The 18,757-nt window shown below is 68.2% G+C and carries 23 protein-coding genes; 8 read left to right on the forward strand and 15 right to left on the reverse strand.

All coding sequences use genetic code 11. The features are described 5' to 3' along the window. Positions 1-19: 19 nt before the first annotated feature. The 7 genes from fliN to AC1DW4_RS12600 form a co-directional block, all read right to left on the reverse strand. Positions 20-352: a flagellar motor switch protein FliN gene (gene fliN / locus AC1DW4_RS12570; protein ID WP_477017700.1), complete on the reverse strand. Its 333-nt coding sequence runs from the start codon at positions 350-352 to the stop codon at positions 20-22. After that, a complete protein-coding gene (locus AC1DW4_RS12575; protein ID WP_477017606.1) occupies positions 349-1,011 on the reverse strand; it encodes a FliH/SctL family protein in 663 nt (220 codons plus the stop codon). Before AC1DW4_RS12575 ends, fliN begins: the two co-directional genes overlap by 4 nt. 1 nt (position 1,012) lies before the next feature. Then, on the reverse strand, positions 1,013-2,050 hold the full coding sequence (fliG, locus tag AC1DW4_RS12580; protein WP_477017607.1) for a flagellar motor switch protein FliG: 1,038 nt from the start codon (positions 2,048-2,050) through the stop codon (positions 1,013-1,015). Next, positions 2,050-3,687, reverse strand: coding sequence for a flagellar basal-body MS-ring/collar protein FliF (gene fliF, locus AC1DW4_RS12585; RefSeq protein ID WP_477017608.1), 1,638 nt, complete (start codon positions 3,685-3,687; stop codon positions 2,050-2,052). Before fliF ends, fliG begins: the two co-directional genes overlap by 1 nt. Before the next feature lie 68 nt (positions 3,688-3,755). After that, positions 3,756-4,787 carry an alpha/beta fold hydrolase gene (locus AC1DW4_RS12590; protein WP_477017609.1) on the reverse strand — a complete coding sequence of 344 codons (1,032 nt, stop codon included), beginning with the start codon at positions 4,785-4,787 and terminating at the stop codon, positions 3,756-3,758. Next, positions 4,784-5,380, reverse strand: coding sequence for a uracil-DNA glycosylase family protein (locus AC1DW4_RS12595; protein ID WP_477017610.1), 597 nt, complete (start codon positions 5,378-5,380; stop codon positions 4,784-4,786). The genes AC1DW4_RS12590 and AC1DW4_RS12595 overlap by 4 nt, the downstream gene beginning before the upstream one ends. After that, on the reverse strand, positions 5,364-5,684 hold the full coding sequence (locus AC1DW4_RS12600; RefSeq protein ID WP_477017611.1) for a DUF3253 domain-containing protein: 321 nt from the start codon (positions 5,682-5,684) through the stop codon (positions 5,364-5,366). Before AC1DW4_RS12600 ends, AC1DW4_RS12595 begins: the two co-directional genes overlap by 17 nt. A gap of 87 nt (positions 5,685-5,771) precedes the next feature. Here AC1DW4_RS12600 and AC1DW4_RS12605 point away from each other — a divergent pair, with 87 nt between their 5' ends. After that, entirely contained in the window at positions 5,772-6,203 is a 432-nt protein-coding gene (locus AC1DW4_RS12605) for a PaaI family thioesterase (protein ID WP_477017612.1), read from the forward strand. Positions 6,204-6,294: 91 nt separating this feature from the next. Continuing rightward, a complete protein-coding gene (locus AC1DW4_RS12610) occupies positions 6,295-7,170 on the forward strand; it encodes an SGNH/GDSL hydrolase family protein (protein WP_477017613.1) in 876 nt (291 codons plus the stop codon). Here the strand turns inward: AC1DW4_RS12610 and AC1DW4_RS12615 are convergent. The 3 genes from AC1DW4_RS12615 to AC1DW4_RS12625 all read right to left on the reverse strand — a co-directional run bounded on the left by AC1DW4_RS12615 (position 7,167) and on the right by AC1DW4_RS12625 (position 10,181). Further along, entirely contained in the window at positions 7,167-7,787 is a 621-nt protein-coding gene (locus AC1DW4_RS12615) for a glutathione S-transferase family protein (RefSeq protein WP_477017614.1), read from the reverse strand. The genes AC1DW4_RS12610 and AC1DW4_RS12615 overlap by 4 nt on opposite strands. A gap of 19 nt (positions 7,788-7,806) precedes the next feature. After that, positions 7,807-9,078 carry a NupC/NupG family nucleoside CNT transporter gene (locus AC1DW4_RS12620; RefSeq protein ID WP_477017615.1) on the reverse strand — a complete coding sequence of 424 codons (1,272 nt, stop codon included), beginning with the start codon at positions 9,076-9,078 and terminating at the stop codon, positions 7,807-7,809. Positions 9,079-9,302: 224 nt separating this feature from the next. Continuing rightward, entirely contained in the window at positions 9,303-10,181 is an 879-nt protein-coding gene (locus tag AC1DW4_RS12625; protein ID WP_477017616.1) for a branched-chain amino acid aminotransferase, read from the reverse strand. Positions 10,182-10,263: 82 nt separating this feature from the next. Between AC1DW4_RS12625 and AC1DW4_RS12630 the strand changes: the two genes are divergently transcribed. The 3 genes from AC1DW4_RS12630 (at position 10,264) to AC1DW4_RS12640 (ending at position 12,902) form a co-directional block, all read left to right on the forward strand. Beyond that, positions 10,264-10,983 (forward strand): response regulator, encoded by a 720-nt coding sequence (locus tag AC1DW4_RS12630; protein WP_477017617.1) that lies wholly within the window; start codon positions 10,264-10,266, stop codon positions 10,981-10,983. A gap of 1 nt (position 10,984) precedes the next feature. After that, entirely contained in the window at positions 10,985-12,328 is a 1,344-nt protein-coding gene (locus AC1DW4_RS12635) for an ATP-binding protein (protein WP_477017618.1), read from the forward strand. Between the two features lie 79 nt (positions 12,329-12,407). Further along, entirely contained in the window at positions 12,408-12,902 is a 495-nt protein-coding gene (locus AC1DW4_RS12640; RefSeq protein WP_477017619.1) for a hypothetical protein, read from the forward strand. On the opposite strand, the gene AC1DW4_RS12645 is transcribed toward AC1DW4_RS12640, so the two are convergent. The 3 genes from AC1DW4_RS12645 to AC1DW4_RS12655 form a co-directional block, all read right to left on the reverse strand. Then, positions 12,879-13,631: a pyrroline-5-carboxylate reductase family protein gene (locus tag AC1DW4_RS12645; RefSeq protein ID WP_477017620.1), complete on the reverse strand. Its 753-nt coding sequence runs from the start codon at positions 13,629-13,631 to the stop codon at positions 12,879-12,881. The two genes, AC1DW4_RS12640 and AC1DW4_RS12645, sit on opposite strands and share 24 nt — an antisense overlap. A 1-nt stretch (position 13,632) precedes the next feature. Continuing rightward, entirely contained in the window at positions 13,633-14,133 is a 501-nt protein-coding gene (locus AC1DW4_RS12650; protein ID WP_209322659.1) for a type III secretion system chaperone family protein, read from the reverse strand. Between the two features lie 82 nt (positions 14,134-14,215). After that, positions 14,216-14,506, reverse strand: a complete 291-nt coding sequence (locus AC1DW4_RS12655) for an accessory factor UbiK family protein (protein ID WP_477017621.1) — start codon at positions 14,504-14,506, stop codon at positions 14,216-14,218. A 176-nt stretch (positions 14,507-14,682) separates the two neighbouring features. On the opposite strand from AC1DW4_RS12655, the gene lgt reads away from it, so the two are divergent. Genes lgt through pgeF form a run of 3 tightly spaced genes read left to right on the forward strand, consistent with a single transcriptional unit; the run spans position 14,683 to position 17,418 of the window. Further along, on the forward strand, positions 14,683-15,570 hold the full coding sequence (gene lgt, locus AC1DW4_RS12660; RefSeq protein ID WP_477017622.1) for a prolipoprotein diacylglyceryl transferase: 888 nt from the start codon (positions 14,683-14,685) through the stop codon (positions 15,568-15,570). A 4-nt stretch (positions 15,571-15,574) separates the two neighbouring features. Then, positions 15,575-16,648, forward strand: coding sequence for a class I SAM-dependent methyltransferase (locus AC1DW4_RS12665; RefSeq protein ID WP_477017623.1), 1,074 nt, complete (start codon positions 15,575-15,577; stop codon positions 16,646-16,648). Beyond that, positions 16,645-17,418, forward strand: a complete 774-nt coding sequence (pgeF, locus tag AC1DW4_RS12670; RefSeq protein ID WP_477017624.1) for a peptidoglycan editing factor PgeF — start codon at positions 16,645-16,647, stop codon at positions 17,416-17,418. The genes AC1DW4_RS12665 and pgeF overlap by 4 nt, the downstream gene beginning before the upstream one ends. Here the strand turns inward: pgeF and AC1DW4_RS12675 are convergent. Next, positions 17,415-17,672, reverse strand: a complete 258-nt coding sequence (locus AC1DW4_RS12675; RefSeq protein ID WP_477017625.1) for a DUF3297 family protein — start codon at positions 17,670-17,672, stop codon at positions 17,415-17,417. The two genes, pgeF and AC1DW4_RS12675, sit on opposite strands and share 4 nt — an antisense overlap. Positions 17,673-17,752: 80 nt before the next feature. Continuing rightward, the gene (locus tag AC1DW4_RS12680; RefSeq protein ID WP_477017626.1) at positions 17,753-18,712 is read right to left on the reverse strand and encodes a MotE family protein; all 960 of its coding nucleotides are present in this window, start codon (positions 18,710-18,712) and stop codon (positions 17,753-17,755) included. Between the last annotated feature and the right edge of the window lie 45 nt (positions 18,713-18,757).

The following is an 18,757-nucleotide window of genomic DNA, read 5'->3' on the forward strand; positions in this document are numbered from 1 at the left end:
TACGTGAGGGTCCGAACGCCTAGGCGTTCGAATCCTCGGTCTTGATGATTTCCGTCATGGTCACGCCCAGGCGGTCCTCGACGACGACGACCTCCCCGCGCGCGACCAAACGGTTGTTGACGAAGATGTCGATGGCCTCGCCGACCTTGCGGTCCAGCTCCAGCACGCTGCCCCGGTTGAGCTTCAACAGCTGTGCGACCGTCATATGGGCCTTGCCCAGCACGGCCGAGATATTGACCGGCACGTCGAAGACGGTCGCAAGGTCGGCGGCGGACTTGTCGCCCGCGTCGTCAAAGGTCGTCAGGGCGGTGGAGTCCGGAAACTCCTCCAGGGCGAGATCGTCGGCCATCAGTCTTGACCTCCATGGTCGAGGGATTCGGCGTGTCCGGCCTCGGCGGCCAGGGCGGATGACAGGGCGATGGCGATGCGGTCGGCGGCGGCGGCCGGATCGAAGTCCGCGCGACCGTCGGCCCACTCCAGCTGGAAGGCCGCGACCGCTAGGGCCAGATCATCGCGGAAAGCGACCAGACCCGAGAAACCGGCGTCGATGCAGACGGCCTGAATTTTCGTGCGGGCCGCCTCGTCCAGCCCGGACGCGCGGACGACCAGACGCGGCGAGGCGTCGATCTCCTGGCCCAGGGTCTCCAGCGCGGATTGCAGCGGGCCGGTCGGGAGGTGATCCAGGGCGGCGGCGGCGATGACGCGGGCGGCGGCCAGGGCCAGATCGGCGGCGTGTTCGCGGTGCTGGTGCGCGACCTGGTTCAAAGCGGGGGCGGCCATGGCGACGGCCTGACCGATCGAAGACAGGGCCATGGCCGACAGGCTGTCGACCTCGGCAAGCGCCGCCTCGCGTGCCTCCAATCGCGCCTGGGCGACCAGGGCCTCGACCTCGGCGGGCATATAGGCGCGCTTGGTCGGACGGAAGGTCGACGCCCGGACGACGGAACCCGCCTCGTCGAACTCGGTGTCGAAGGAAAAGGGGCGGCTGTTGAGGGGGGCTGTCTCGACCATGTCAGTAGATCAGCTCGTCGTCGCCGGAGGCCCCGGCCAGCATGATCTCGCCGCGCGCCGCCAGGTCCTTGGCGACCTGGACCATGGCCATCTGGGCGGTGTCGACGTCCTTGAGCCGGACCGGCCCCATGGATTCCATGTCCTCGCGCATGATCTTGGACGCGCGCTCGCTCATGTTGGTGAAGAACATCTCGCGTAGCGGCTCGGAGGCGCCTTTCAGCGCCAGGCCGAGCGAATCCTTCTCGACCGCGCGCAGCAGGGTCTGGACGCCGCCGGGATCCAGCTTGGACAGGTCCTCGAACACGAACATCAGCGCGCGGATGCGCTCGGCCGATTCGCGGTTGCGTTCCTCCAGGGCGCCGATGAAGCGGGCCTCGGTCTGGCGGTCGAAACTATTGAAGATGTCGGCCATCATTTCGTGGCTGTCGCGCTTGGACGTGCGGGCCAGGTTCGACATGAACTCGGTACGCAGGGTCTGTTCGATCTTGTCCAGGATTTCGCGCTGAACCGGCTCCATGCGCAGCATCCGCTGGACGCATTCCAGGGCGAAGTCCTCGGGCAGGCTGGTCAGGACGCGGGCGGCATGGTCGGGCTTGACCTTGGACAGGACCACGGCGACCGTCTGGGGGTATTCGTTCTTCAGGTAGTTGGCGAGAACCGCCTCGTTCACATTGCCCAGCTTGTCCCACATGGTGCGACCGGCCGGACCGCGAATCTCCTCCATCAGGCCTTCGACGCGCTCGGCCGGCATGAAGGAGGCCAGCAGCCGCTGGGTCTGCTCGAAACTGCCCATGACGGTGCCGGACCCGGACATGCCCGACACGAACTCGACCATCAGCTCCTCGACCACCGTCGCGGAGACCGTGCCCAGCGAGGCCATGGCCTGGGAGATCTCCTTGACCTCGTCGTCGTCCAGCCCCTGCCACAGCCGGGTGTGATCCTCGCCCAGCGCGAGCAGGATCACCGCTGCCTTCTCAGGCCCCGACAGCTTCTTGGCATCATCGACGGAGGCCTTTTTTGACATCATCCGGGCGGCCATCAGCCTTCGTGCACCCAGCCGCGGAGGATCGAGGTCGATTCATCCGGATGCTTCTCGACGAAGTCGGCCACCTTCTTGACCGACGAGGCTTTCACCTGGCCCTCGATGCGGGCGATGTCGAGACGCTGGTCCATGTCGGAGGGGCCAGGCAGTTGACCCATCGATCCGCCGACCATGGAGGTTTGCAGGGATGTCACGGGGACCTGACCACCGCCCGACACCGCCATCGCCATCTGCTGACCGCCGGCGCCGGACGCGCTCTTCAGCAGCGGGCGCAGAACGAAGAAGATCAGCAGCAGGGCCGTGACCAGCAGCACCAGCAGTTCGACCCCGCGCATGATGTCGTTCTTGGTGAAGTTCAGCAGGGGCGATCCGCCGTCGGTGCCGCCGGCCGAGACCAGGGCGTCGCGGTTGAAGCGGACGTTGGTGACCCGCACCTGGTCCCCGCGCGTCTGATCGAAGCCCATGGCGGCCTTCACCAGATCCTCGATCTGCGTGATCTCCTCGGCCGTGCGGGGGGCGTAGGTCGGCTCTCCACCCGGCTCGGCCGCCGAAGTCAGCTTGCCGTCGACGGCGACCGCGACGGACAGTTTACGGACCTCGCCCGGTTCCTTGACCGTGGTCGTGGTGGTGTTCGAGATTTCGTAGTTGGTGGTCTCGGTGCTGGCGCTCTCGGTCGAGCCTTGAGGCGTCGTGGTGGGGGCGGCTCCGCCGGGGATGTTGTTGGTGGCCGTGGCCCCGCCGTCGGCGATGCCGGTCGTGTCCTGGGACTGGGTGCCGTTGGTCGAGGTGGAGCGGACGACCTGGCCATCGGGATCGTATTTCTGCTCCTGGGTGGTGGAGCGGCTCATGTCGATGTCGGCGGTGACCTGGACGCGGGCCGCGCCTGGGCCGACGACCCCTTCGACCAGGTCCTTGATCCGCTGCTGCAGCTGGGCCTCGGTCGCGCCCTTGGCCTCCTCGGCGGTGGCGGAGGTGAAGCCTTCCTCGTCGTCGGCGGCGGCCAGGGTCTGGTTGGTTTCGTCGACGACCGTGACCTTGTTCGGTTTCAGGTTCGGCACCGACGAGGCGATGACGGCGCGGATGGCGCGGACCTGATCCGTGGAAAGCTTCCGACCGCCCAGGCCGACGACGACGGAGGCGGTGGGCTCGGCCGCGTCCTGCTGGAACAGCTCGCGCTTGGGCAGGGCGATGGCGACGCGGGCGGACTGAACGCCGCGCATGGACATGATGGTTCGGGCCAGCTCGCCCTGAAGCGCGCGTTGCTCGCTGATCTGCTGCTGGAACTCGGTCTGGCCCAGCACCGACTGGGTGTCGAACAGCTCGTAGCCGACCGAACCGGAGGTCACGAGCCCCTTGCCGGCCAGCATCAGGCGCGCCTCGCCGACCTGATCCCGGTTGACCATGATGGTCGAGCCATCGCCGCGCGTGGAATATTTGATGCCGGACTGTTCCAGCGAGGCGGTGATCTCGCCGGCTTCGCGCAGGTCCAGGTTGGAATACAGCAGAGCGTCGGGGGCCTGGCCGACGCGCAGCATCAGGGCCACCAGCACGGCAGCCACGCCTGCGCCGACACCCAGCACCATGGCCAGGCGCCCGATCCCGAATCTCTGCAACGCCGCCGTAAAGCCGCCCACGCGTCCCCGCCCAATACTGTCGCGGGAGCCCAGACCCCTCCGCTAGGCAGAAACTGCCGCCCGCGTGGTTAACGGCGGTTTAAGTGTCGCGGTGAAGGGCGAGAAAGTGTCAGGGCGGCCAGCACATCGCCCGCCCCGGACGGAAGGCTCGCGTCCGGGTCGCGCAGCACCGCCTCGACATCGCGGAACACGGTTTCGGCCTGCAGGTCGCGGTTCAGCAGGTGCCAGCCGTCGGGATAGAAGGCCGTGCGAAGTCGGGGCGGATCGCCCGCCCGGATCAAGGCGCGACGCATGGGGCCGGGCTCGATGATCTGGTCGTGGGCCCCATACATCAGCATCGTCGGGACGCGGACCTGGCCCAGCTTCATCGACGCGCTTTCCATCAGATCAACGAGGCCCGACAGGGTGTCGAAGCGGGTGGCGCGGATGAAAAGCGGGTCGGTGCCGTTGGCGACCAGTTCGGCCAGATTGTCGGTCGCGCGGATGTCGCGCACAGCCCAGTCGGGAGCCTGGACGGCGCGCGAGCCCAGAAGTCGGGCTGCCGCCCACAGGCTGGCGCGGTTCAGGACGGTCTGGCTGGACCAGCCCCAGACGGCGGGGGCCAGCAGGATCGCCTGATCGGCCGCAGGCGGGCGGTCCGAGGCAAAGGCCGAGACGGCGACCGCCCCACCCATGCTTTCGCCCACCACCGCGATCCGCGCGTGCGGGTGTCTGGCGCGGACCAGGGCGACGACGGTGCGCAGGTCCTCGACCATCCGCGCCTCCCCGGCCCAGGTGCCGCGTCCGGGGGCCCGGCCGAAACCGCGCTGGTCATAGGCATAGGTGGCGATACCACGTTCCGCCCACCACGGCCCCGCCAGACGCCAGGCGGTGGCGTAATCGTTCATGCCGTGCAGGGCCACGAGAACGGCCCAGGGCTCGCCGGTCGTCGGCACCCAGCGGCGGTACGGCAAACGCCCGCCGTCCTGCACGATGAAGGCAGCCGGTTCGATCCGCGGTCCGGTGAAGTCCGACGCAGGCGACAGCGGCGGCTGGACATAGGGCGAGGCGCAGGCCCCGAGGCCCAGCATCAACCCCGTCAGCATCGTGCGTCGGATCATGTGCCGAGCATGCTCCGAACCCTCTGGCGAAGATACGGCACGACCTCGGTCTCGAACCACGGATTGCGCCGCAGCCAGGCCGTGTTGCGCCACGACGGATGCGGCAGCGGCAGGATGGAGGGACCGTATTCGCGCCAGGCGCGGACGGTCTCGGTCATGTTGGAATGGGCACCTGCCCCGAGCGCCCAGACCTGGGCATAGCCGCCGACCAGAAGGGTCAGCTCCATCTGCGGCAGGGCCTCCAGCAGCCGGGGCCGCCACAGCTCGGCGCAGCGACGCGGCGGGGGATAGTCTCCGCCCTTCGGCGCCGTACCGGGATAGCAGAAGGCCTGGGCGGCGACGCCGATCCGGTGGTCGGCGTAGAAGGTCTCGTAGTCAACGCCCATCCAGTCCCGAAGGCGGTCGCCCGACGGATCGGTGAACGGCAGGCCGCTTTCATGGACGCGCCGCCCGGGAGCCTGGCCGCAGATCAGCAGCCGCGTTTCGGGAAAGACACGCACCACCGGGCGCGGCGTATGGGGAAGCTCGCCCAGGCAGGCGCGGCAGGCGCGGATGTCCGAAAGGACGGCGTCGAGATCAGGCGAAGTCGTCATCGACCTCTGGCGTGGGCGGCAGGGCGGCGAGCGCCGTGGCGGTTTCGGCCTCCGTCGGCAGACGCAGGCGGGTCACGCCCCGGAAGTTCGTGGGATCCACGACCTTGCCCTTCTTGGTGATCGTCAGCCGACCCTGGCGCATCAGATGCAGCGCCGTGGCCCGCACCTTGGGCAGGACGCGCTGCCACTGCTCGGTCTGGATGTGTTTGGCCACGTCCGCCGGTTCGACGGACTTGCCGCCGACGCCCTTGGGGTCCGCTTTCGCCAGGGTTTCGAAAATTGCCGCTTCGATTGGATCGCTCATCGGGCCTATATGCTGCACTGCGAGAGAGAAAGTAAGGCGGGCTCCGCCTCATGTAGCGCGAAGCGCGATAGGCGAAGGGTAAGGCACATGGTCGGGAAGATCACGGTCAGCGAGGGCGAATTCACCGGCTGGCAGACCTATGACCTGCACGGCACCTTCGACCAGGTGGTGGGCCCGTTCTATTTCAAGCCCGATCCGGACGGCCGGATGCGCTGCGCCTTCCGCGCCGAGCCCAAGCACATGAACGCGGGCGACCGGATGCACGGCGGGTGCCTGATGACGTTCGCGGACATCGCCCTGTTCCAGACCGCCTATCAGGAGATGGAGGGCAAGAACGGCGTGACCGTGCAGCTGGATTCCACCCTGATCGACGGGGCCTATGTCGGCGAACTGATCGAGGCGACGGGCGAGGTCGTCCGAGCCGGCGGCTCGCTGATCTTCGTGCGCGGCCAGATCACGGCGGGTGATCGGACGCTGATGACCTACTCCGGCATCATCAAGAAGTTCACGCCGCGCTAGCCTTTGCCGCGCGGCCTTCAGATTGTGCACCCACGTCTGCGGGCCTTGTAAGACGGGGGTATCGACGGCTGACTGACGTCCGGAGGTTGGCATGAGCTGGAAGATCGTTCGCAGGGTCGCAGGGTGGGTCGCACTGGGCCTTCTCGGCCTGACGGTTTCGGGCGTGGGGTTCGTCGCCTGGCAGGGCTCGCGAACGCCCTCGGGTCGGGCGGACTACGTCGCTCTGGGCAGTTCGTTCGCCGCGGGAGCGGGTCTCGGGCCGTTGCAGGAAGGTAGCCCCCTGATGTGCGCACGGAGTGTCGGCGGATATCCCCAGCGGCTGGCCCGTCTGACCGGGCGCGCCATAGTCGATGTGAGTTGCGGCGGCGCGGTGACCCGGCACCTGCTCGCCGGCGGGCAGTTTTTCCAGGGCCCGCAGATCCGGGTGATCGGGCCCGACACACGGCTGGTGACAATCACAGCGGGCGGTAACGACATCGGCTACGTCGGAGACATGTCCCTGCTCGCGGCGCGGAAGGACGCAAACCTGTTCGGCTGGATGGTCCGTCGGTTCTGGAAGGGCCCCAAACCGGTGAATGCGCGGGACTGGGAGGGGCTGACCCGCGACCTGACTGCGACAATCATAGCAGCGAAAGCGCGGGCTCCGCGGGCTCGCATCGTAGTCGCGACCTATCCGACGCTGATGCCGGGCGAAGGAACCTGCGACCGCATCGGACTGACCGCGCAGGAAGCCGATCTGATCGGCCGGGTCGGCACCCGATTGGCGGCGACGACGCAGGCGGCGGCGGAGGCGCAGGGCGCCGGGGTCGTCGACATGCACGCCCTGGGCGTCGGTCATGACGCCTGTTCGACCAAACCCTGGGTCACCGGCTGGCGGGACGCGGGCAAGGCGCCCTTCCACCCGACGGCGGCGGGAGCCGAAGCCACGGCCCGGGCCATCGCGGCGACGCTGACCGAAGCCGACTAGACCCCGGCCTTCGCCGCCGGCCTAGCCCGACAGGCGTCCAGCCATCGCGCGAGATGGGTGAACTCTTCCGGCGGGCGGTATTTGACAAGGCGGGCGAAATCCAGACCGACCGCGCCGACGACATCGGCGATGGTGAAACGGTCCAGGGCGATGAACTCATGCTCGGCCAGATGGCGGTCCAAGGTCTTCATGAAGCGCTCGGCCGACACGCGATTGTAGTCGGCGACCTGTGGCTGCGGGGTGGCCTCCAGCACCGCCAGCGCGGGATGGGTCAGGCGCACGTTCAGCATGATCGGGTTGGCGAGATAGAACTCGCAGCGGCGGGTCCACATCTCGACGATCGCCTGTTCCCGAGCGTCGTGTCCGAACAGGTTTGGTTCCGGGTACAGCGCCTCCAGATACCGCCCGATGGCGACGGATTCGGAGATGGTCGTGCCGTCGTCGAGCTCCAGCGCCGGAACGTGGGGGACCCCGACCCGGGCGCGATAGTCGGGCGTCTTGTGGTCGCCGGACATGATGTCGACGGGGACGATCTCGACGTCCTCGATGCCCTTTTCGGCCATGACCCAGCGGACGCGCCGGGGGTTGGGGGCGCGGAAGGAATCGTACAGCTTCATCGGGGCAGCCCTTGTCGGTTCAGCCGAATATGGAGGCGGGCATCGCACCCACAACCGCCGCCGTCATCAGGGTGGCCAGGAAACCGGCGAACAACGCCTTCCAGACCATGCCCAGGACCTCTTCGCGACGTTCCGGGATCAGGACCGACAGGCCCGTGACCGTGATGCCGACCGAGCCGATGTTGGCAAAGCCGCACAGGGCATAGGTCATCAGCATGCGGGTGCGCTCGCTCATGTCGCCGGTCGGAATCTTGCCCAGCTCGATGAACGCCACGAACTCGGTCAAGGTCAGCTTGGTGCCCAGAAGCCAGCCCGCCTTGCCCGCCTCGGACCATTCGACGCCGACCAGCCAGGCCACGGGCATGAACAGCCAGCCCAGCAGCCGCTGGACCGTGACGTGGTCGCCGAACAGCCAGAAACCGCCGACCATCAGATTGACCAGGGCCACCAGCGCCACGAACACGATCAGCACCGCCGAGATGTTCAGCACGACCATCAGGCCATCGGCCGTTCCCTTGACGATCGCGTCGATGGCCGAATCGTATTTCAGGGCCGAGCCGTAATCCGCGACGGCCCCCCCCTCGCCCGGCTTTTCGGGAATGATGATTCGGGCCAGCAGCACGCCGGCGGGGGCCGAGACGATCGAGGCGACCAGGACGTGACCCGCCGCATTGGGCAAGGTCGCCGACAGGATCGCGGCATAGGCCACCATGGTCGAGCCAGCCACGGTGGCCAGCCCCACGACCATCATCAGAAAGATCTCGGACCGGGTCAGCTTGTCCAGATAGGCGCGGATGACGATGGGGCTTTCGATCATGCCCAGGAAGATGTTGGCGGCGACAGCCAACGCCGAGGCCCCGCCCAGACCCATCGTCTTCTGGAACAGGACGCCGAAGCCCAGGGTGATCCACTTCAGAATCTTCCAGTGCCACAGCAAAGCCGACAGGGCCGAGATCACCAGGATCAGGGGCAGGACGTTGAAGGCGAAGGTGAACAGGCCGCCGGCATTGGTCACCGCATAGGGCTGATCGCCGCCAGCCAGGTAGCCGAACACGAACTTGGTGCCCTCGGTGGTGGCGACGGCCAGGCCATCGACGGCGCTGGTCACGGCCGCCAGAACGCCTTGCGATCCCGGAATGGCGAACAGGGCCAGCACCAGCAGCGCCTGGACGCCGATGGCCCCCAGCGTCAGTCGCCAGGGAAACCGTGCCTTGTTCTCCGACAGCAGCCAGCAGGCAGCGACGATGGCGACGAGGCCGAGAAGGCTCTGGAGGTTCAATACGCTGAACATGCGAGGTTCCGTCCGGCCCCCTGCCGGCCCTTCCCGTTGAACCGAACCCGAGCGGTCTGGCAAGGGCGAGAGTCCTGGAGAGGAAAAAAGTGACTCTTACTTCTCCAACGGCCGGGCGCGGATTGGTTGTCGAAGGCCACCCTAGTCCGCGCCTGCGTCAGAACCGGTCGCACCCAAGGCGGACGAGAATGGCGGCCCGCCGACGTGGGCCGCCATTCTCGATATCAGGCCTGGCGTCGGACCAGCTTGCCGTAGTCGTCCATCAGGGTCAGCGAGATGTCGCCGGGCGTGAAGGTGTATTCGCCGATCGACTGGACCGGGGTGACCTCTGCGGCCGAGCCGGTCAGGAAGCATTCGCTGAAGGTCGAAAGTTCCTCGGGGCGAATGTGGCGCACGACCACCTCGATACCCTTGGACTTGGCGATGTCGATCACGGTCTGACGCGTGATGCCGTTCAGGATGTGGGTCACGTCGGGGGTGTGGATCACGCCGTCCTGGACGAAGAAGACGTTGGCGCCGGTGGCCTCGGCGACATAGCCGCGCCAGTCCAGCATCATGGCGTCGGAGAATCCGCGCCGCTCGGCCGCGTTCTTGGACATGGTGCAGATCATGTAGAGGCCGGCGGCCTTGGCGGTCGTCGGAGCGGTCGCGGGATCGGGGCGGCGCCATTTGGCCCACTCCAGCCGGATGCCCTTCTTCTTGACCTCGGGGTCGAAATAGCTGGGCCAGTCCCACACGGCGATGGCGACGTGAACCTTGTTGTTCAGGGCCGAAACGGAGGTCTGTTCCGGTCCCAGATAAGCGACCGGGCGGATGTAGGCGTCCTCCATCCCCATCCGGGCGCAGGTTTCCTTGCAGGCTGCGTCGATCTCGGCCACGCTATACGGAAGCGTAAAGTCCAGAAGTTCAGCGGAACGCGCCAGACGCTCGGAATGCTCTGTCAGCTTGAAGATTTCCCCGCCATACATACGCTCACCCTCGAACACCGACGAGCCGTAGTGCAGGGCATGGGTCAAAACGTGCGTTTTCGCTTCCCGCCAGGGCACGAAATCGCCGTCCATCCAGATCCAGCCATCACGATCGTCGAAAGGAACCAAGGCCATTGAACAACGTCTCCTGCGCAGATTGCTCGCTTAGAACGCCCGAAACGCCCGAGGTCAACGTCGCGCGCGCGGGAATGTTCGCATGAGCGGCGGTCGGTCAGGCCCCGTGGCGGGCGCAGGCGTCGGCCGCCACCTGCTGATCGTCGACGACGACGACCGGATTCGCGAGCTGCTGAAGGAATACCTGGCGCGCGAGGGCTATCGGGTGACGGGGGCCGCCCACGCCGCCGCCGCGCGGCGGCTGATGGAGCTGATCGAGTTCGATCTGGTCGTGCTGGACGTCATGATGCCGGGCGAGTCGGGCCTGGAGCTGACGACCTGGGTGCGGGGCAAGGCGCAGCTGTCCAAGACGCCGGTCCTGCTGCTGACCGCGCGGGGCGAGGCGTCGGACCGGATCGACGGACTGTCGCGCGGGGCCGACGACTATATGTCCAAGCCGTTCGACCCCAAGGAACTGGCGCTGCGGATCGATGCGATCCTGAGGCGCACGGGGGTCAAGCCGATCATGCCGCGCGAGATCCGGCTGGGCAGCGCCATGTTCGACCTGGAGCGGCTGGAGCTGACCCGCGACGGCGCGCCCATGCGACTGACGGAGGCGGAGGCGCAGTTGCTGAAGACCCTGGCGCTTCATGCCCACGCTCCTGTCGAGCGGATGGACCTGTCGCCGGACACGGCCGACATCACGGGCCGGGCCGTGGACGTGCAGGTGACCCGCCTGCGTCGGAAGCTGGAGGCCGACCCGAAGAACCCCCGCTATCTGCAGACCGTGCGGGGCGTCGGCTACATGCTGGCCCCGGACTGACATGAGGCTCCTGCCCTTCCCCGTCTTCTGGCGCGTGGTGAAGCGACAGCTGCCGACGACGCTGTGGGGACGGTCCTTGCTGATCATCGTCCTGCCGATCCTGATCATGCAGGGGGCGGTGACCTGGGCCTTCTTCGACATGCACTGGCAGACCGTGACTGCGCGGTTGTCGGAGGGGCTGGCCGGGGACGTGGCCTGGGCGGCCGAAAGCTATCGCGACGAACCGACGCCCGCGAACCTGGCCGTCATCGCCGATCGGGGTGAACGCTCGATGCAGCTGTCGATCGCGCTGCGGCCCGATGCGAAACTGCCCGAGGAGCAACGGCGCGGGCCGATCGGGGTGGTGGATCGCACACTGGAAGCGGCGCTGGCGGGACGGCTGGACCAGCCCTTCTGGTTCGATACGACGCGCTATCCCGCCTATGTCGACATCCAGGTGCAGCAGCCTGACGGGGTCCTTCGGATCATCGCGCCGCGCGAACGAGCCGTGGCGACGCAGGCACACATCTTCGTGCTGTGGCTGATGGTGGCGACGGTGCTGCTGATGGGGGTGGCGATCCTGTTCATCCGCAACCAGGTCCGCGCGATCGAGCGACTGGCGGAGGCCGCCGAGGCCTTCGGGCGGGGTGAAACCTCACCCCGGTTCAAGCCGCATGGGGCCCGCGAGGTGCGCCAGGCGGCCGTCGCCTTCCTGGCCATGCGCGACCGGATCCAGCGTCACATCGAACAGCGGACCGCCCTGCTGGCCTCGGTCAGCCATGATCTGCGCACACCCCTGACGCGGCTGCGTCTGGAACTCGCCCTGGCCCCGCAGTTCAAGCGTCAGAGCGCCATGAAGGGCGATCTGGACGAGATGGAGCACATGATCGACGAATACCTGGCCTTCGCCAAAGGCGAGGCCGGAGAAACACCGCAGCCGGTAGATGTCGCGGCCCTGCTGAAGGCGGCCGGCGAGGACGTGAAGCGGGCCGGAGCCGAGGTCGAGATCGCGGTGCCGAACAGCCTGACCGCCTCGCTGAGACCCATCGCCTTCAAGCGGGCCCTGACCAATCTGGCGGGCAATGCGGCGGCGCACGGCGAGCATGTCCGGCTGAGCGCGCGCGCCCTGGCGTCGGGCGGGTTCGAGATCGCGGTCGAGGATGACGGCCCCGGCATTCCCGACGACATGCACGAGGAAGCGTTCCGCCCTTTCAGCCGACTGGACGAGAGTCGCAATCAGAACCGCAAGGGCGTGGGGCTGGGCCTGGCCATCGCGCGGGACGTGGCACGCGGGCACGGCGGCGACATCACCCTGGCACGCAGCGACCTGGGGGGCCTGCGCGCCCTGATCCGGCTGCCGGGCTGAGCCATCACATTGCAGGGACGGCACTGGCGAAAGCCGTGCCGGGAGCGCATCTTCGGCTGAGAGTTTTCAGGAGGTCGTCGTGCGTCGTCTCGCCCTAATCGCTCCCCTCGCCCTGCTCGTCGGACTGGCAGGGGCCCCGGCGCTGGCTCAGAGCCCGCAGGTCAACGTCACGGTCGGTGGCGACCTGACGCGTGAGGCGCGGACGCTGGGCCAACGCGAGGTCGATGCCCAGGTCGCGCGCCTGACCGAAACGGTCGCCGGCGAACTGGATCGTCAGGGGGCGCTGCAGGGCGCACAGATCAATCTGGTGCTGACGGACCTGAAACCGAACCGGCCGACCATCGAGCAGGCCAACGCCCGGCCCGGCCTGTCGATCATCGACAGCATCTCCATAGGCGGGGCGGCGATCGAGGGCGAGGTGGTGACGGCGGACGGGCGACGGTTGCCGGTTCGATTCTCGCGCTATTCGACCTCTCTGGCCGAGGTCTTCGGGTTCGACACCTGGCGCGACGCCGAGCGGGCCTATGATCGGCTGGCCGATAATCTGGCGTCAGGCCGATTGATCTCGCGCTAGGGATTCCGCTCGCTGGATCGCGGCCTGGACCGCGGCCCGGGCGGCGGCATCGAGGTCGGCGGCCTGAAGCGCCGCAAGACCGGCCTGGGTGGTGCCGCCCGGCGAGGCGATACGGCCGATCAGATCGTCCAGGCCCGCCTCGGTCGCCGCCCCTGACCCGGCCGAACGGAGCGCGCCCCGCGTGAGGCGAGTTGCGGCATCCGACGACAATCCGGCCTCGGCCCCTGCCCTCGCGAGCGCCTGGGCCAGAGCATAGAAGAAGGCGGGCGCGGATCCCGCGACGGCGGTCGCGGCGTCGATCAGGCGTTCATGATCCAGATCGACCGTATCGGCGATGGCATCGAACAGGGCGTGAGCCGAGACTCGCGCCTTTGCGTCATCGGACCAGATCGCCGCAACGCCCTGGGCCTGCGCGACGGCGGTCGTCGGCATGACACGCACGATGCAACGTCCCGGCAAGGCCGTCGCGATATCGCTGGCCCGAACCCCGGCCATGACGGAAACCACCGTGGTCTCGGCAGGCAGGCCGGCCGCCAGGGGGGCCACAGCCTCGCGCCAGACGCCGGGCTTCACGGCGACCACAAGGATGCGGGTTCCGGGCGGACAGGTCTGGGAGTTGGCACGGGTCAGGATCGTGGGGTCGATCACCGCACCCGTCAGACGCCAGCCTTCGGCGATCGCCGACCCCAGGCGCCCGTGACCGAGCAGGGTGACCCCGCCGACGGCCATGTCAGGCCGTGCCGACGGTCTCGAACAGGCAGGAATCGATCGCGTCCTGCGGCTTCTTGTTGCCGCGGATCATGAAGTCGAAGGCCGGATAGTAGCGGTCCGACGCCTCGACCGCCGCGTCGATCATGGACGCGGCCTGAGCCAGGGTCGGGCGCTCGCCGTGCGGCAGGGCCAGGGAGTGGCGGAAGACGATCTCGCCGTCCTCGGCCCAGACCTCGAAATGGCCCATCCAGGTGCGCTGGTTGACCATGGACACCAGTTCGTAGGCGGCGTTGCGACGCGACTTGGTGGCCCGCAGGTCCAGCGCGCAGCACAGTTGCAGGCAGTCGCCCTCGGGCCGCCAGGCGAACCACAGCTCGTAGTCCTTCCAGTCGCCGGCCAGGGCAAAAGCCAGATCGCCGTCGTCGGTGCGGTCGAACGGCAGGTTCTCGGCGTTCAGGACATGTTCGACCACATCCAGCGGATCAAAGGGGGTGTCGGTTTCGTGGCCAACAGCATCCATCAGGAAAACTCGATCTCGCGGGAGGTCGGCAGCGACTCAAGGGCTGCCTTGGAAGGACGGTAGGCGTGTTCGCGGATTCGGCTCAACCGGCTGCGTCCGGAAGACGAGTTCCGTCTGTGGACGTTCCCGTTTTCGGCGCTTTAGGCTTGGCGGCAGCGGCCTTTTGAAGTTCGGCGACCTCGGCGCGCAGGGCGGTGATCTGGGCCTTCAGCACGTCGAACTCGTCGCGGCGGACCAGGTCCATCTCGGCGGCGATGCGGTCGGACTGGGCGCGGAAGGCGGACTTCGCCTCTTCGCCGGCCGCCTGGGCCAGGCCCATGGCGCTGGTCGACAGCTTGGCGAACTCATCCAGGAAGGGATTGCGGGTCTGCATGGTCGTCTCCGGCGCTGGCTGATGCACGTCGTTAAGGGAGGGTTGCCTGATATGGTGAACGAAACCTTACCCGACCACCCCCTGCATACGCTCAAACAGGGCCGAAACGTGTCACGCTCGCGTGACGCACCGACCCTTGCTAAAGGGCTGGAACAGCCGTTTCAGGAGTGCCGCGCTTGCCTTTTCCCGAGTTCGACCCGGTCCTGATCCATCTGGGGCCTCTGCCGATCCGCTGGTACGCCTTGGCCTATGTGATGGGCATCGTCCTGGGCTGGGTCTATGCGGCCAAGATCGTCAAGAGCCCCCGCGTCTGGCTGCCCGGCAAGCCGCCGATCACCACCGCCCAGCTGGACGATCTGGTTCTGTGGATCACGCTGGGCATCATCCTGGGCGGCCGGTTCGGATACGCCCTGTTCTACAAGCCGATCATGTACGCTCAGCTGTTCACCGGCCAAAGCTGGGGCGAGCGGCTGGAGCTGTTCCAGCTGTGGACCGGCGGGATGTCGTTCCACGGCGGGTTCATCGGAGTCTGCATCGCGGTCTTCTTCTTCGCCAGAAAGCACAAGGCGAACCTGCTGAGCCTGGGCGATGCGATCGCGCCGGTGGTGCCGATCGGTCTGGCGTTCGGGCGGCTGGCCAATTTCATCAACGGCGAGCTGTGGGGCCGTACGACCGACGTGCCGTGGGCGATCCGGTTCTGCAACGCGCGGATCGAAAGCCTCTACGGGTTCTGCCCGGCCGGGAACGAGCCGCGCCATCCCAGCCAGCTGTACGAGGCGGGGTTGGAAGGCATCGTGCTGCTGAGCATCCTGTCGCTGGCGGTGTGGAAATGGCGGCTGCTGAGCAAGCCTGGATACATCACCGGCCTGTTCCTGGTCGGATACGGCCTGGCGCGGGCGGCGCTGGAGAACGTGCGTCAGCCGGACGTGGGTCTGGATCACCTGCCGTTCGGTCTGACCATGGGCATGATCCTGTCGGTGCCGATGATCCTGATCGGGGCGTACCTGATCCGCCGGGCCTGGATGCGGCCGCCGGCGGTCACCACGGAGCCCGTCGAGGCCTGACGTCATGGCGCTGATGGACAGGCTGGCCCGCGAGATCGCCCTGGCCGGGCCGATGACGGTGGCCGACTATGTCACCCGGTGCCTGCACGATCCGACGGACGGGTATTATGCCACCCGTCCGGCGCTGGGAGAGGGCGGCGACTTCATCACCGCCCCCCTGATCACTCAGATGTTCGGCGAACTGATCGGCCTGTGGGCGGTGGAGGCCTGGCAGCGACTGGGTGCGCCCGAGCGGTTTCGGCTGGTGGAGGTCGGGCCAGGCGACGGGACGCTGATGGACGATGCGCTGCGGGCCGCGCGGGTCGTGCCGGGGTTCCTGGAGGCCTGCGATCTGATCCTGATCGAACCCAGCCGGCCGCTGAGGGACATTCAGGCCGGCAGGTTGGCGCAGGCTGACGTGTCGCCGCGCTGGGTGAAGACGCTGGGCCAGATCGACACCGATGCGCCCGTGATCCTGATCGCCAACGAAGTGCTGGACTGCCTGCCCGCGCGCCAGTTCGTGCGCACCGACGGTGGCTGGGCCGAGCGGCGGGTGGGAGTGACCGACGACGGAGAACTGACCTTCGGCCTGGTCGGGATCACGGGCGGGTTCGAGCGTCCGGGGTTCGAGGTCGAGCCGGGCCAGGTGGTCGAGGCGTCGGAGCAGCAGGCGGCGTTCGGGCGCGATCTGGCCGCGCTGTTGGCCGAGACGGCGGGCGCGGCCCTGCTGATCGACTACGGACGGGATCGGCCGGGCGTGGGCGATACGCTGCAGGCGCTGAGGCGACATGCGAAGGTCGATGTGCTGGCGACGCCGGGCGAGGCGGACGTGACCCAGTGGGCGGACTTCCCCGCCGTGCTGGAGGCGGCCGTGCGGGCCGGAGCGGACGTGACGGGCTGTGTCGGGCAGGGCGAATTCCTGCGGCGATTGGGCATCGAGGCGCGGGCCGAGCGGCTGACGGCGGGACGGCCTCAGGCGGCCCCGGTGATCGGCCGCCAGCTGGACCGTCTGACGGCACCCGATCAGATGGGCGAACTGTTCAAGGCGGCGGCGATCTTCTCGCCCCATAGTCTGAGCGTGCCGGGGTTCGAGACATGAGCGCACCAGAGCCGATCACCCATCCACTGCTGACGCGGGCGGGCATCCGCCACGGCTTCTTCACCCGCCGGGGTGGGGTCTCGACCGGACTCTACGAGGGGCTGAACACCGGGCTGGGATCCAGCGACGATCCGGCGGCGGTGGCGGAGAACCGGCGCCGTGTGGCCGAGGCGATGGGCGGCGGGTCGGACGATCTGGCCGGCTGCTATCAGATCCATTCGGCGATCACGCGGGTGGCCGACGGTCCCTGGCGTGGCGATCGGCCCGAGGGTGATGCGGTCGTTTCAAAGACGCCGGGCGTGATCTGCGCCATCCTGACCGCCGATTGCGCGCCGGTGCTGCTGGCCGATGCGGAGGCGGGCATCGTGGGTGCCGTCCACGCGGGATGGAAGGGCGCGCTGGGCGGCATCGTGCATTCGGCGGTGACGGCGATGGAGGCGCTGGGCGCGCGGCCGGACCGGATCGTCGCCGTCGTCGGTCCCTGTATCGCCCAGGCCTCCTATGAGGTCGGAGCAGACTTCCAGGAGCGGTTCGAACATCACGATCCCGGCGCGGGACGGTTCTTCGCCGCCGGCGTGACCGAGGACCGCCGCATGTTCGACCTGCCCGGCTTCGTGCTCTGGCGGCTGGAGCAGGCGGGCGTGGTCGAAGCGGCATGGACTGGCCACGACACCTGTGCCGATGAGGCCACCTTTTACTCGAACCGCCGGGCTTTTCAGCGCGGCGAGCCTGATTTCGGCCGGCTGATTTCGGCGATCAGCCTGGACTAGTCTTCGCTGACGACGGCTTCGCTTTGAAAATAGGGCTCGACGGGGCCCTGCAGCTTTACGGTCAGGGCGTTGCCCTTGCGATCGACCCGCTTGCCGACAGCCAGACGCACCCAGCCCTCGGACACGCAGTATTCGTCGACGTTGGTCTTTTCCTCCCCCTTGAACTTGATGCCCACGCCGCGCGCCAGGATGTCGGCGTCATAGTGGGGACTGGCGGGGTTGACCGAGAGGCGGTCGGGGGGCGTGTCGGACATGGCAGAGCCTTCGAGCGGCGGGGCGGAGCGGAGGCGGGTGATACCCCTCCCCGTCCCCGGTGCCAACCTTGGGTCTGTGTTTACTGGACCGACTGGCGGGGCGCGGTCGGGTTCGACGGCGGTGGCGCGGTCGGCGTGGTCGGCTGATAGGGCTGCGCGCCGGTGGTCGCCGAGGCCTGATTGGCGGCCGGGGCTCGGGGGCTGGACCGGGTCGGGGTCGTGAGGCGACGAGCCTGACGCGGCGCGGGGCGCGTCTGGGGCGCGCGGTTCGCGGTGGTCTGGGGCGGCGGTGGCGTGGAGCCCGAGGTGTCAGCGGCCGTCGTCGGCGCGGGCGGGGTGGTCGCAGCGGTCTGGGTCGGGGTCGGGGTCGGGGTCGGCGGCGTCGCGGCGGCAGCAGCGGCGCGGGCGGCCAGTTGCTGGGCCTGGAAGCGGCGGGCCAGCTTCTCGGTCAGTTCGCGCGCGGCGGGGGCCGGCATCTGGGCCATGATGGCGGACAGGCCGCGCGGGCGCATGGCGGCGGCGATGGGCAGGCGCACGCTGTCGTCCAGGGTCGCGAAGACGGCGGCGGCCTCACGCGGGCGCATGGCGGAATAGACGGCGACCAGCCGGTCGGTCTCGGCCTTCTGGCGCTCGTCGACCTGACCCAGCAGGCCCTGGACCTCGGCCTTGATGGCATTCAGGGCCTGGACCTTGGCGTCCAGCTTGGCCTCGGCGGCGACCATCAGCGGCAAAGTGGTGGCGAAGTCGGCGTCGCGGGCGTCCAGCTCGGTGCGGCGCGCGGACAGGGACTGGATGATCCGCAGCTCGGCGGGAGAAATTCCCGCCTGCTGGGCCAGTTGCTCGGGCGTCAGGGCGCAGACAGCCGGCACGACGCGGGCTGCGGCGGGCACCGTCGCGGCCTCGCTGACGGCGGTGGTCGCGTCCTCGGCCCAGGCCTTGGCGCCTTCAAACAGGCCGGGACCGGCCCCCACGGCGCGCACCGCCACGACCCCGCCGATGGCGATGGCGATGAGGGGCAGAAGGCGGGGCGGCTTGGCCATTACATCAGCAGTCCAGTTTGGCCCTCACGTCGCCGTGCGCTTGCT

This window comes from Brevundimonas sp. P2_A6 (assembly GCF_056404975.1).

Bases quoted from the DNA above. Each gene is read 5' to 3' on its own strand.
- fliG (WP_477017607.1), bottom strand. From the start codon at position 2,050: ATGGCCGCCCGGATGATGTCAAAAAAGGCCTCCGTCGATGATGCCAAG.
- AC1DW4_RS12680 (WP_477017626.1), bottom strand. From the start codon at position 18,712: ATGGCCAAGCCGCCCCGCCTTCTGCCCCTCATCGCCATCGCCATCGGC.
- AC1DW4_RS12595 (WP_477017610.1), bottom strand. From the start codon at position 5,380: ATGACGACTTCGCCTGATCTCGACGCCGTCCTTTCGGACATCCGCGCC.
- AC1DW4_RS12590 (WP_477017609.1), bottom strand. From the start codon at position 4,787: ATGATCCGACGCACGATGCTGACGGGGTTGATGCTGGGCCTCGGGGCC.
- AC1DW4_RS12615 (WP_477017614.1), bottom strand. From the start codon at position 7,787: ATGAAGCTGTACGATTCCTTCCGCGCCCCCAACCCCCGGCGCGTCCGC.
- AC1DW4_RS12665 (WP_477017623.1), top strand. From the start codon at position 15,575: ATGGCGCTGATGGACAGGCTGGCCCGCGAGATCGCCCTGGCCGGGCCG.
- AC1DW4_RS12630 (WP_477017617.1), top strand. From the start codon at position 10,264: ATGAGCGGCGGTCGGTCAGGCCCCGTGGCGGGCGCAGGCGTCGGCCGC.
- AC1DW4_RS12655 (WP_477017621.1), bottom strand. From the start codon at position 14,506: ATGCAGACCCGCAATCCCTTCCTGGATGAGTTCGCCAAGCTGTCGACC.
- pgeF (WP_477017624.1), top strand. From the start codon at position 16,645: ATGAGCGCACCAGAGCCGATCACCCATCCACTGCTGACGCGGGCGGGC.
- AC1DW4_RS12610 (WP_477017613.1), top strand. From the start codon at position 6,295: ATGAGCTGGAAGATCGTTCGCAGGGTCGCAGGGTGGGTCGCACTGGGC.
- AC1DW4_RS12625 (WP_477017616.1), bottom strand. From the start codon at position 10,181: ATGGCCTTGGTTCCTTTCGACGATCGTGATGGCTGGATCTGGATGGAC.
- AC1DW4_RS12620 (WP_477017615.1), bottom strand. From the start codon at position 9,078: ATGTTCAGCGTATTGAACCTCCAGAGCCTTCTCGGCCTCGTCGCCATC.
- AC1DW4_RS12600 (WP_477017611.1), bottom strand. From the start codon at position 5,684: ATGAGCGATCCAATCGAAGCGGCAATTTTCGAAACCCTGGCGAAAGCG.
- AC1DW4_RS12675 (WP_477017625.1), bottom strand. From the start codon at position 17,672: ATGTCCGACACGCCCCCCGACCGCCTCTCGGTCAACCCCGCCAGTCCC.
- AC1DW4_RS12650 (WP_209322659.1), bottom strand. From the start codon at position 14,133: ATGGATGCTGTTGGCCACGAAACCGACACCCCCTTTGATCCGCTGGAT.
- AC1DW4_RS12605 (WP_477017612.1), top strand. From the start codon at position 5,772: ATGGTCGGGAAGATCACGGTCAGCGAGGGCGAATTCACCGGCTGGCAG.
- AC1DW4_RS12575 (WP_477017606.1), bottom strand. From the start codon at position 1,011: ATGGTCGAGACAGCCCCCCTCAACAGCCGCCCCTTTTCCTTCGACACC.
- AC1DW4_RS12635 (WP_477017618.1), top strand. From the start codon at position 10,985: ATGAGGCTCCTGCCCTTCCCCGTCTTCTGGCGCGTGGTGAAGCGACAG.
- AC1DW4_RS12645 (WP_477017620.1), bottom strand. From the start codon at position 13,631: ATGGCCGTCGGCGGGGTCACCCTGCTCGGTCACGGGCGCCTGGGGTCG.